The organism is Parashewanella tropica (genome assembly GCF_004358445.1).
In the GTDB taxonomy this organism is placed as follows: Bacteria; Pseudomonadota; Gammaproteobacteria; order Enterobacterales; family Shewanellaceae; genus Parashewanella; species Parashewanella tropica.
On the sequence record NZ_CP037951.1, the window covers coordinates 2,357,886 to 2,369,695 of the forward strand.

Here is an 11,810-nt window from a genome sequence, read left to right on the forward strand (position 1 = left end):
GGCTTCAACCACTATTCTGTTTTCAGGTTTCTGATAAGCCATTATTCTAAGTTAAAAAGTTGGAATTGCGACTGAATGACAGTATCTAATTATCGCCAAGCCACTGCTTCGGAAGAAAGCTTAAAACGGATTTTTACTATTCCTGAAGATCCAAATTCAACCTTGAGCATCATTGAGCAAAAACTCACTGATGATTTGGCAGGTTTTTTGGGTGATAACATTGTTGCAAAAGAGCTGCCTCTAAATGAAATCGAAACATGGTTTCAAGATCACCAGATCCCGCAATCTCCCAGTTTTGTATCTCAATACACCGACGAGATCATGCAAAACTTAGTGGCGCATTCTGTTCACACAGCCGCACCTACGTTTATTGGTCACATGACATCATCTCTACCTTACTTTGTCCTCCCCCTGACAAAGTTAATGGCAGGTTTGAATCAAAACTTAGTAAAAATAGAGACCTCAAAAGCCTTTACCCCACTTGAAAAACAAGTGCTAGGTATGATGCACCACTTGGTTTACCAACAAGATGAAACCTTTTATCAAGATAAAATGCACAGTGCTGAGCATTCGCTTGGCGCATTTTGTTCTGGCGGTACCATTGCCAATATCACAGCCCTATGGACGGCGAGAAACATCCTGTTAAAAGCCGATGGTGACTTTAAAGGTGTTGCTCAGCAGGGACTTAATGCAGGATTACGTCATTACGGCTATCAAGACTTAGCTATTTTGACCTCTGAGCGTGGCCATTACTCTCTGGGAAAAGCTGCCGATTTACTTGGTATTGGTAGAGAAAACATTATTGCCATCGAAACTGATGGCAATAATAAGGTTGATGTCAGTTTGATGAGACAAAAAGCCAATGAGTTGGCTAAGCAAAACATCAAAGTTATGGCAATTGTGGGGATCGCAGGTACAACTGAAACAGGTAACATAGATCCACTTACCGAATTAGCCACACTGGCAAAAGAAATCGATTGCCATTTCCATGTGGATGCCGCTTGGGGGGGCGCTACCCTTTTATCAAATAAATATCGGCATTTATTACAAGGTATTGAATTAGCAGACTCCGTAACCATAGATGCTCATAAACAAATGTATGTGCCTATGGGTGCAGGAATGGTAATTTTTAAATCAGCAACACACAGCCAAGCCATCACTCATCATGCCGAATATATTTTACGTAAAGGCTCAAAAGATTTAGGCAGACAGACCCTCGAAGGCTCTCGAACAGGTATGGCTATGCTAGTTCATGCTTGTTTGAAGATTATTGGCTTGAATGGATATGAAATATTAATAAATAACAGTATTGAAAAAGCCAAGTACTTTGCACAGCAGATCCAAAATCACCCTGATTTTGAGTTAATCACACATCCTGAGTTATGTTTGTTAACGTATCGCTATGTTCCTGAATCTATACAAGCATTGTTAGCTGATGCATTAAGCTCAAACGATGTAAAGAAAGTTGAAACAATAAACGCTTTATTAGATGGGCTGACTCAATTTATCCAGAAACATCAACGTGAACAAGGTAAATCATTTGTTTCCCGAACTCGTATACGCCCCCAAAAATATCAACGAAGACATACTGTCGTATTCAGAACCGTATTAGCAAACCCTTTGACGACAGAATCAATCTTAAATGATATTTTGCAAGAACAAACTGAAATAGCCCAGTTAGATAAGCAATATTATCCTGAGCTTATGTCTTTGATTGCAAAATAAAGATCCTTGATGAACAGTCCGGTTATGAGCTCAACAACAATTATTGCCAGCATGTATGAATAGTGCTTTCACATTGCTGAGTAAGATTATTAGTATTTAGGGTATTCACCCAAGTTAGATAATTACAAACTCCTTTGCAATCAGTAAGCTTCGAAAGACCTGCCTTGTTATAGTCAATCGTAAGCACTTTACTCGGAATGTCACTATCAGTCAAAGGCTTAAGATTTTCTAGACTAGAGAGTGAGGTTAACGCATCGTTATCACTAATATTGATGCTTTTTTCTACATTGCTTAAACGGCTTAACGCATCAATATTTGTCAACTTAGGATTATCCACTATAGCTAAAGAACCCATTGTTTTGCTTGCAACATAAAAGCCATTCAAACTTGTTAGGCTAAGGTTGCTACTCACCTCAAGATAACCTGTTATTGATTGAAACGATGGTAACCAAGTTAAATCATTTAGCTGGCCATTTCCTTCAATACTCAAGTTATGGACTGTGGTAAGTTTTGGCATGCCTATAAGACTGGTTATTTGAGGGTTGTTTGCAATAGATAGAGTACCCTCAACTTGGTGTAATTCGTTTAAACCACTTAAGCTAGTTAGATTTGAGTTTTTAGCTATAACAAAGTCGTCACCAACGTTCGTTAGTTTTTTTAAACCTGTCAAATCTTTTAAGTTTGAAGTGTGCGCAATAATTAACTTGCCCTTTACTGATTGAATGGCGCCTAATGGGGATAAATCGCTGATATCACTCTCACTTGTTAGATCTCCTCCAAGGTATAGATCATAATCAATTGCAACATTTTGACACCCTTTAGGTAAGGTAGCTGGAAATGCATTAACATCATTTTGATCTTCCAGTGAAACGCTCGTTCTAATATCACACGAAGTTGGATCATCTGAGTTGATTACCCGTGTTTCTGTGAAATTATTCATTTGAAAAATGTGAATGCTAGCTTTATGTGATTGCGCCGACTCAGCTGCAAACGAAATAGTACTCACAAGAGAAGATAAGACTAGAACATATATACTTAGACGCATAATTAGAGCCTCATAAAAAGAGCGTTACTCTATAGTTATACTGTTATTGATTAAGCTCCAATAAGAAGGTGTTCTAACATATATCATTGATAAACCAAGCAGCATTACCTTTGCAAGGTGTGGAGCTAAGGATAAACCTGTAGGGCTATTTTTTACCAATGATCAAGATAAAGTTCGCTATACGCTCACACTATGAAAAACCTATTATTTAGCTTCGACATATATTTTTAACTGCTGCATATACTCCTGAGCAAAAGCGTTCAGATCGAAAAACAAATATGTAATAACCCTTTTTATGGGAGATTTCTGAATCACTATTTCAGTTGCTGTAACATTGGTGACGCCATTTTCAAAGCTTAGTTTGGTAATATACCGTCCCTCAATGGAACCAGACATTTGAAGTTCAAAACGATTTGGCTTTTTTAAATCTAAAACATCGAAAATTATTTCTGGACCATAACTTGGGAGTTCAATAAATTTAGTCTCTGAAATTACATCAACAGATTTAAGTTCAGCTCTCCATCTGGGTTGCTTTTTCCAATCAGTCATCGCTTCCCATACTTGGTTGATTGGAGCATTTATTTTTTGATTTACTGTCACTTTATGCGTTGCTGGTAAAGTACTTCCCCATAACCATCCAGCTAAAAACACAACTAAGATAATTCCAATAATAATGAGTAAAGCTTTCATGTTGTACAGTCCTGAATTTACTTTCCTATACAACAAAATAGAAGAATACCTCAAATTAAAAAACCAGAGATGAGCAATATGTCATTCTCTGGTTTATTGCTGGCGATTAAGTACCGGACTTAAGCGTGCTCTAACGCTTGTGAAACATCAGCAATAATATCTTCAATATGCTCAATTCCCACGGAAATGCGAACCAAATCTTCACTAACACCTGCTTTTTCCAGTTCTTCGGAATTTAACTGTCTGTGAGTCGTTGATGCAGGATGACAAGCTAAAGACTTGGCATCACCAATGTTGACCAAGCGCAAAATCATCTGCAAAGCGTCGATAAATTTGGCACCAGCTTTGGCCCCACCTTTAATCCCAAAACTGATTATTCCTGACGCCTTTCCACCGGTGATTTTATTACAATTAGCATGATACGGGCTATCAGAGAGCCCAGCGTAATTTACCCACTCTACTTTTAGATGTTGTTTTAAATAACCAGCCAGCTTTTCGGCGTTTTCACAGTGTCTGTCCATTCTTAAACCTAGCGTTTCAAGCCCTTGCAAGATCTGAAACGCATTTTGTGGCGACAGCGATGCGCCTGTATTTCTTAGAGGAACAACACGACAACGACCGATATAAGCCGCTTCTGCTAATGCTTCTGTGTAAACAACACCATGATAAGATGGATCTGGCTCATTTAATTGTGGGAACCTGTCTTTATTACCTACCCAGTCAAACTTTCCGGAATCAACAATAATACCGCCTATTGAAGTACCATGACCACCGATATACTTAGTCAATGAATGCACCACAATATCAGCGCCATGTTCAAATGGTCGACATAAATATGGCGTTGCAACAGTGTTATCCACAATAAGAGGTACGCCATGCTTATGAGCGACTTCGGCTAAGCGCGTAATATCAACAATATTACCTGCGGGGTTGCCTATAGACTCACAAAAAACAGCTTTGGTATTTTCATCAATTGCGGCGTCAAAACCTTCAAAATCATCATGTGAAACTAACTTTACCTCGACCCCTTGGCTTGGAAAGGTGTGTGCAAATAAGTTATAGGTTCCACCATAGAGTTGGCTGGTGCTGACAATATTATCTCCAACACCTGTAATTGCCTGTATTGCATAAGTAATTGCCGCCATTCCAGAAGATACAGCTAAAGCAGCTAAACCACCCTCCATTGCAGCAACACGTTTCTCTAATACATCATTGGTTGGATTCATGATACGCGAATAGATATTTCCAGGTACGGCTAGGTTAAATAGATCTGCACCGTGTTGAGTATCATCAAAAGTAAAAGAGGTGGTTTGATAGATAGGAACCGCTGCCGCCTTGGTGGTTTGCTCCGACTCGTAACCTTCGTGTAACGCAATAGACTCAAGCTTCATTATATTTCCCTTTCTTATGAACTTAAAATGCAACAACTAATCATACAAATAACACTTTACAGAAAGCTTATGTAATTGCATTAAGTAACTAAAAGAAAGGTGGATAAAATTTATACGCTTTTTAAATATCTTATAACTGGAATAAAAAGTTACTAACGCAGGCTTATCAATTGAAAGGCTTTATTTTTCTAGCAATTAGCCTATTTTCATTTCCAAGCTTATAGGTCTCTCCACTAATAACCAAATGCTTATTTAACTCAATTAGAGAAATATTTTTGCTTTCTTCTTCACCTAAGTTAGGAATACTTACCACTAATGCATAAATCTTTCCGTCATCAGCTTTAAACTTCCATATCGTTCCGTCTTTTCCTTGTAAAAGTTCGCCCACAACAACACCAGTAATACTTTGAGAGCTTTCTGAACTACCGTGTTTAACTGAACCACTGGTTACACCATGATTCCCATCATTGCATGCAAAGATAAATACCGAGATAGCAAGTACAAAGAGACCACGTATAACTTTCATTTTAGATTAAACCTTTTTTAACTGTAAGTTGAGGTTAACAGCTTTGGTTCCATGAAGGAATCCTATAAAACCATTTTGTATTACACTTTTTAAGCATGACCTAAAAGGCGGAAATTCCAGTTCTCAATTTCACCAGTCTCCAAGCGCAGTAGTACTTTTGACTTCCAACTTTGAGCCAACCTTTCTTGTTGTTTCAATAACTCCAAACCACTGCGCTCAAGTGGCGTTCCAAAGTAATAATCACAAGCTTGTTTAACCGTCATTGCATTCGGTACACGCTGAACTAACTCCAATGGCTGATCCACACTAACCATTCCAGGTTTGATCACTCGATATAACCAACCACAACGACTGATTTCTTGCATATGAACAGAGAAATCTTCAATACCCCAGCGGCGATTGAGCTTGAAACAAGGTGAACGAGGTTGGCTGACTTCAATAATGGCTTCTCCCCAGCAATAGCGATCACCAATACACACGCTATCTTCTGTCATTCCTTCCGAGCTCAGATTTTCACCCATACCGGCTGACTGCCAACCCATACCTAAATCATACTTCTGTCGCCAATACGCATAATGCTCAGCAGGATATTGGTGTAAAGCTCGATCAACACCTCCATGATGCCGTTTGTCAGCACACTCATCTCCTTCTAGCCCCTCGGCTGAAAGATATATATCTCCCTCGACGAAAGATTTTTCCATAGCGGTTTGAATTCCATAGCTATCTTTTACTTTGCCCGTAAAAACGCGTTTTAAGAAGTGTTTATCTATCATAGTTTTCTATTTTGAGTAATGAAATCATGTCTTATTCCATGAATAATCAATCTTTTCAAATGGCCAATCATCTTTGAGCCAACGACGAACATCTCTTTTAATTTGTTGGAAGTATTCAGTTTCTAAATGGGCTTTTCTGACCCAAACAAAAACGGAGGCATCATGTTTGTCGCTGAATGCAGGACTAATGTAAAAACAGCCTACTACTTTGGACTTTGCTTTATCAAGAATATGATACGTAAAACTGGTTCTGTTATTGAAAGCAATTAAGTCATTGGCTAAGGAAACTTTATTTTCTTCTTCTGTAAATTTATCCGCAGGCCATGATGTATTTAATCTCCTCCGAATAAAGAATCTTGCGGACATTAAAGCGTCATAATCTCTGTTTGAAAGGCTGGGATCTACTTTAACAAAAATGTATTGAGGGAAAGCCTTCTCAACTGGTATAACAAATGAATCTGAAACTATAAAACTTTCTTTTGCCAATAGTGTTAATGGGACAAACGTCAGTAAAAATAAAATAATATTTCGAATAAAGAACATCCATGAATCCCAATGGCTATTTCAATAAAGAATTTCTACAAGCTTCGTTTAAGCAGCTCCATACCTTCAGCAATAGTAACTATCGGCTGATAACCTAAATCACGCTTTGCAGCACCGATGTCGTAATAATGTGAACAAGAGAGCTGTTTTGCGACAAAGCGAGTCATGAAGGGTTCTTCTTGCTTATTCAGCAGCTTATAAACTGACTCTAAAATTGCCCCTACAGCATAAGCAACACCAACTGGAACTCTTTTAGTAACTGGCGGCAATTGTGCACACCCCAAAATTTGATTCAGCATATTAGCCATGGTTACAGGCTCATCATTACTCACAAAATAAGCTTTACCTGCACATTTAGAATCTGCATCAGTTAATTTTAGAGCAGCTAGAATATGACTATAAGCGGCATTATCAATGTAAATGGTGTCAACTAGCTTATCTTGTTTACCAACTAGCTTTAAGCGCCCTGCTTTACCACGTTCAAGCACTCTAGGCACTAAATGCGGGTCTTCAGGTCCCCAAATAAGATGTGGACGGATAGCAACAGTTTTTAAATCGCTATTGTTGGCTTCTAAAACTGCTTTCTCGGCGACCGACTTAGATAGGCCGTAAAAATTCATATAATGCTCAGCGTAAGGCGCTGATTCATCTATGCCATTTTCATCTTGACCATCAAAGGTAACACTTGGCGTGCTGGTATAAACAAGGTATTTAATGCCGTTAGCTTTGCATGCTTCAATGACGTTTTCAGCGCCTTTCACATTAGGGTTAAAGTAACTTTCTTTACTGCCCCAAACACCAGCTTTAGATGCAACATGAAAAACCATGTCACAACCTTGCATTGCTTTAGTAACCGCTTTTGGCTCAGCTAAATCACCTTGAATCATTGTGACACCAAGCTGTTCTAGTTTTGGATAGTTTCCTCGGGCAAATCCTGTGACCTTTATACCAGCAGTAACCAACCGTTGGCATATTGCAAAGCCTAAAAAACCACCTGCACCAGTAACAAAAACATGACTCACCTTTGATGCTAATTTTTCAAGCGCTTGCAGCTCTAATTCATGAAGTTTTATCATTCTTTGCCTTTTCATTTTTTCCAAAGGTTAAGCTGGAACATCAGAAATATCAGGGAATTTGGAAAAGAGCAATATTGCGCTAAGACAACCGTCCGTGACAGGACGTCACGGCCGTCAGTAAACGGATGTGCGCTTCAGTTGTCGTGCTCAATATTGCTCCATAAATGACACATATTTAAATTGGTTGCTTGTTTATGATCAACCAACTTTCTTCTGCGCCCATATAGCTAGCTTCTCTCGGAAAATCTTAGCATTATGTCTTACATCTACAGGAAACTCAGGATGTGACAAAAAGTCCATAATCCCTTGAGTCTGTGAATGTTGCTCTGCTAATTGAGTCAATTCTGCATAAATGACTTTACTGTTATGACAGCCCTGTTCTTCATTGAGCTCTAAACAAACCAAAGGAGTGACTTTTCCTGCGAGCCTCACACCTACCAATGCTGAGAGTTTCACACTCGGGTGAGTATTAAAAATTCGCTCACACGGAATGGAATAATAACGTTTATTTTCAGCATCAACTCGATGAGCTTTACGACCACACATCCAAAGCTTTCCATCAACATCTAGATAGCCTAAATCTCCCATTCGATGCCAAATCTTTTCGCCATCCTGAATTTTTGAAGCTTGAGTAGCCGCTTGCCTTTGATAATAGCTTTGGCTCACAACATCCGCAGTAACTATGATTTCACCGACTTGATCAACACCAAGCTCATCAGCTTGAGCTAATCCATTAATGTCTTGCTCAGTAATATCAATAATTTTGATCTGCATACCTGAAATTGGACGACCAACACAAATACCTGCTCCATTATTGGTTAGCTCTTGCGTTTCAAATAATTCATCGCTGGCTAACATTGAGATGGGTAATGACTCAGTTGCACCATAGGAATTAAGTACAGGAATACCATCATTTAGCATTTTGCTAAAACGCTGAATTGCTTCGATTGTGACTGGCGCTCCCGCTGAAATCACTCGCCTAACCGATGGCAATTTTTGATTAAGGCTCTCACCCGCTGCACCTAACTTGTTCACCAGCGCAGGATTAACAAACATATTGCTGCATTGATAATCTTCAACCGCTTTGAATAAATGTTTGGGCTCTGCGGTGATTGGCTTGCTGGCATCCATATCTGGGACAATAGATGCCATTCCTAATGCTGGTCCGAATAGTGAAAATAGTGGGAAAGTCGCTAAATCTCTTTCACCATATTCAATGCCATAATCGTTTTTTAATGCCTGAATTTGCGCTTCAAACATTTTATGACTGTAGACAACGCCTTTTGGAATGCCTGTACTACCACTGGTAAACAAAATCGCGCACATTTCATCGGCATCTAACTCTGCCATTTCAAAAGTACGATCAGCTCGGCTTTTAGCCAACAAACTGGATAAGTTTGTGCTTGAAGTCAGTAGTGATTTCACCCCTGATAGCTTCGGGTTGGCGATTGGGATATCAACATTAATAGAGTGCTTAACTGTTCGCTTCGCCCAACCTAAGAGTTTACGAGCGACATGCGCTTTTTCGATGCCAATAAATGCATCTGGCTCAGCTTCTGCAAAGCATTGCTTAAGGTTTTTTAGTCCCATTCCTGGGTCAACGATTACCGGAATAACTCCGGCTTTAAACAAAGCAAAGGTAAGCTGAAAAAATTCTAAGCTTGGTGTTACCATCAACACCGCTTTCATACCTCGAGTAATACCAAACTCGGTTAAGGCATTAGCAATGTGATCGCTTTTTTGATGAAGCTGTGAAAAATTAAGTTCTTGGTAGTGATATTCGCCTTTACGGTGTTGCTGCACCGCGACTGCTAAAGCCTCAGGCTGCTCAACAGCAGCCAGTTTAAGGTGTCGGCATAAGTTCATGCTTAAGCCGCTTCCGATTCACTGGCAGCCGATGGCTCAGTGGTTTTCATGAATTGTGCAATATGGCCTATGACTTCTTCGCTGGCATCTTCAAGAATATAGTGTCCACAATCGTGGAATTCATGATAAACAGCACTTGGAAAATGTTGCTTCCATTGTTTTAAAAAGTGTTTATCGAAAACAAAATCTTTATGTCCCCAGCACACCATTATTGGTAAATGAGAGAAATGACTTAAGCTAGATGAAATCTCTGAAACCAAATCGTAATTGCGATCCGAAGGTGAAAGTGGAATGTCTTGAACGAATCTCAACGTCGAAATACGATTATTCCAGTTATTAAACGGAGCCACATAAGCTTCTCGTACAGCTTTTGGCATCGGCTTACGCTTCACGCCAACATAAGATGCAATGCTCGAAAATGCATTAAAGCCACGAACCAGTAATGTACCTAATAGAGTATTTCGACAAATCCATAATGGGATTGGAAACATTTTGCTTTTCGGTAAGTGAAACGCCGCTGTATTCAATAACACAATGCGTTTAATACGATCAGGGTAACGAGCCGCATAGCCCATACCTATCATTCCGCCCCAATCGTGTACCACTAAGGTTATATCTTTTTTAACGTCCAAGTGATCTAGTAGCGCCTCAAGATCATCAATACGCTGACTTAAGGTGTAGTCGTAATCGGTATCGTTTGGCTTATCAGATAAACCACAGCCAATATGATCGGGTACGATACATTGATGTGTTTTCTGTAGCTCAGAAACAAGGTTGCGATAGTAATAACACCAGCTTGGATTACCATGCACCATAACCACAGGCTCACCTTCACCTTGGTTCAAATAATGCTGTTTTAAGCCATTACGTTCAAAATATTGCCCTTTAAATGGCAGTAATTGTTCTAACATTGAATGTCCTATTTGACATACGAATTTGTATATATGAATTCAACTTGAGTAATAGTGTGATAAGCCGACCGTCCGTGACAGGAAGTCACGGTCGTCAGTACATGGACGTACGCTTCTGTTGGCGTTCACACTATTGCTCATGGGCGCACAAATACCCTACCACTTTAATCCAAGCATCATACAGTTTAAGCCGCTACCAATGCCTAAGAAGCTAACTTGGTCGCCTTTTTTCAAAAAGCCTTGCTCATGAGCTAATGCCGCAGAAACAGGCAATGAAACAGTGCCCATGTTGCCAAGTTTTTGATACGTCGGAAACTCTTTTTCAGAGGGTATATTAAGCGCACTTAATACTTGCTTACGGTTAGATGCCCCTACTTGGTGGCAAATTACTTTATCCACTTGCTCAACCAACCAATCACGCTGTGTTAAGAAATGTTCCCAAGTGTGTTTTGCAAGCTCAACGCCCTCTTTAAGTAATGCCACTGCATCGGTTTTCATAAACTCACGATACAAATGCTGTCCTTTCTCCTGTAATCCCCACTGACACAGTTGGTGATGCTCTGGTGCAGATAAATGAGAAGCCCCCAATAACTGGTGCTGACGTTCATTTTTTAAAGGTAAGCTACCATCAGTTAAAATAACTGCAATTGCTCCTGAACCACCCGTTAAGGTCGCTAAAGATTGAGCAAAATTTTGCATGGTTGGCTCATTCAGCATTTGGTCGATGGTTGAATCAACAATATCCCGTGCTGACTCGCACGACACCACCATTCCAGCTTTAATTTGTCCAAGCTCTATACGGTTAGCGATATCTAAAATGCCAGATAACACACCTAAACATGCGTTACTGATATCGTAAACGGCCGTATCTTGAGATACACCAATATTGGCAGCAATACGGCAAGCCGTTGCAGGTTCGTGTTGATCACGACATACACCAGTGTAAACAACGGCACCGAGATCATTCACATTGATTCCAGTTTCATCAATAGCCTTGTGAGCAGCCGAAATTGCACCATCCGACAAACGATGATTTTTCGGCCACCAGCGACGCTCAGCAATACCCGTTAATGCAGTTAACTGACCGATTGGGATACGAAATTTTTGATATAAAGGGGCTAACCGAGATTCCAATTCGTTACTCGAAACAACAACTGGAGCCAATTCGTAAGCCAGGCTATTAATAAAAACCCGGGAGTATTTCATGCAATTATTTTGTTCAATTAAAACTAGCGCAACATTTCATCAAGATTTACGCTCAGTT

11 protein-coding genes are annotated in these 11,810 nt (G+C 39.7%); 1 reads left to right on the forward strand and 10 read right to left on the reverse strand.

Features of this window, described 5'->3' with window-relative positions:
* Positions 1–75: 75 nt before the first annotated feature.
* Positions 76–1,725 (forward strand): pyridoxal-dependent aspartate 1-decarboxylase PanP, encoded by a 1,650-nt coding sequence (gene panP, locus E2H97_RS10370; protein ID WP_133407068.1) that lies wholly within the window; start codon positions 76–78, stop codon positions 1,723–1,725.
* A 40-nt stretch (positions 1,726–1,765) separates the two neighbouring features.
* On the opposite strand, the gene E2H97_RS10375 is transcribed toward panP, so the two are convergent.
* From E2H97_RS10375 to E2H97_RS10420, 10 genes are all read right to left on the reverse strand, one after another.
* Complete coding sequence (locus E2H97_RS10375) at positions 1,766–2,665, reverse strand: hypothetical protein (protein ID WP_170308287.1); 900 nt, start codon at positions 2,663–2,665, stop codon at positions 1,766–1,768.
* A gap of 309 nt (positions 2,666–2,974) precedes the next feature.
* Positions 2,975–3,460, reverse strand: a complete 486-nt coding sequence (locus E2H97_RS10380; RefSeq protein WP_133407070.1) for an SRPBCC family protein — start codon at positions 3,458–3,460, stop codon at positions 2,975–2,977.
* Positions 3,461–3,579: 119 nt separating this feature from the next.
* A complete protein-coding gene (locus E2H97_RS10385; protein WP_133407071.1) occupies positions 3,580–4,851 on the reverse strand; it encodes an O-acetylhomoserine aminocarboxypropyltransferase/cysteine synthase family protein in 1,272 nt (423 codons plus the stop codon).
* A 166-nt stretch (positions 4,852–5,017) separates the two neighbouring features.
* Positions 5,018–5,377, reverse strand: a complete 360-nt coding sequence (locus E2H97_RS10390) for a hypothetical protein (protein WP_133407072.1) — start codon at positions 5,375–5,377, stop codon at positions 5,018–5,020.
* Positions 5,378–5,466: 89 nt separating this feature from the next.
* Entirely contained in the window at positions 5,467–6,150 is a 684-nt protein-coding gene (locus E2H97_RS10395; RefSeq protein ID WP_133407073.1) for an MOSC domain-containing protein, read from the reverse strand.
* A gap of 24 nt (positions 6,151–6,174) precedes the next feature.
* Positions 6,175–6,693 (reverse strand): GNAT family N-acetyltransferase, encoded by a 519-nt coding sequence (locus E2H97_RS10400; protein ID WP_133407074.1) that lies wholly within the window; start codon positions 6,691–6,693, stop codon positions 6,175–6,177.
* Positions 6,694–6,728: 35 nt separating this feature from the next.
* A complete protein-coding gene (gene oleD, locus E2H97_RS10405; RefSeq protein WP_246028991.1) occupies positions 6,729–7,769 on the reverse strand; it encodes a 2-alkyl-3-oxoalkanoate reductase in 1,041 nt (346 codons plus the stop codon).
* 198 nt (positions 7,770–7,967) lie between these two features.
* Entirely contained in the window at positions 7,968–9,635 is a 1,668-nt protein-coding gene (oleC, locus tag E2H97_RS10410) for an olefin beta-lactone synthetase (RefSeq protein ID WP_133407076.1), read from the reverse strand.
* A 2-nt stretch (positions 9,636–9,637) separates the two neighbouring features.
* Positions 9,638–10,546, reverse strand: a complete 909-nt coding sequence (locus E2H97_RS10415; RefSeq protein ID WP_133407077.1) for an alpha/beta fold hydrolase — start codon at positions 10,544–10,546, stop codon at positions 9,638–9,640.
* 156 nt (positions 10,547–10,702) lie between these two features.
* A complete protein-coding gene (locus E2H97_RS10420) occupies positions 10,703–11,752 on the reverse strand; it encodes a 3-oxoacyl-ACP synthase III (RefSeq protein ID WP_133407078.1) in 1,050 nt (349 codons plus the stop codon).
* Between the last annotated feature and the right edge of the window lie 58 nt (positions 11,753–11,810).

What these genes read in the sequence shown, in the direction of transcription:
- panP (WP_133407068.1), top strand. Translation starts at nt 76, where the DNA reads ATGACAGTATCTAATTATCGCCAAGCCACTGCTTCGGAAGAAAGCTTA.
- E2H97_RS10375 (WP_170308287.1), bottom strand. Translation starts at nt 2,665, where the DNA reads ATGAATAATTTCACAGAAACACGGGTAATCAACTCAGATGATCCAACT.
- E2H97_RS10380 (WP_133407070.1), bottom strand. Translation starts at nt 3,460, where the DNA reads ATGAAAGCTTTACTCATTATTATTGGAATTATCTTAGTTGTGTTTTTA.
- E2H97_RS10385 (WP_133407071.1), bottom strand. Translation starts at nt 4,851, where the DNA reads ATGAAGCTTGAGTCTATTGCGTTACACGAAGGTTACGAGTCGGAGCAA.
- E2H97_RS10390 (WP_133407072.1), bottom strand. Translation starts at nt 5,377, where the DNA reads ATGAAAGTTATACGTGGTCTCTTTGTACTTGCTATCTCGGTATTTATC.
- E2H97_RS10395 (WP_133407073.1), bottom strand. Translation starts at nt 6,150, where the DNA reads ATGATAGATAAACACTTCTTAAAACGCGTTTTTACGGGCAAAGTAAAA.
- E2H97_RS10400 (WP_133407074.1), bottom strand. Translation starts at nt 6,693, where the DNA reads ATGTTCTTTATTCGAAATATTATTTTATTTTTACTGACGTTTGTCCCA.
- oleD (WP_246028991.1), bottom strand. Translation starts at nt 7,769, where the DNA reads ATGATAAAACTTCATGAATTAGAGCTGCAAGCGCTTGAAAAATTAGCA.
- oleC (WP_133407076.1), bottom strand. Translation starts at nt 9,635, where the DNA reads ATGAACTTATGCCGACACCTTAAACTGGCTGCTGTTGAGCAGCCTGAG.
- E2H97_RS10415 (WP_133407077.1), bottom strand. Translation starts at nt 10,546, where the DNA reads ATGTTAGAACAATTACTGCCATTTAAAGGGCAATATTTTGAACGTAAT.
- E2H97_RS10420 (WP_133407078.1), bottom strand. Translation starts at nt 11,752, where the DNA reads ATGAAATACTCCCGGGTTTTTATTAATAGCCTGGCTTACGAATTGGCT.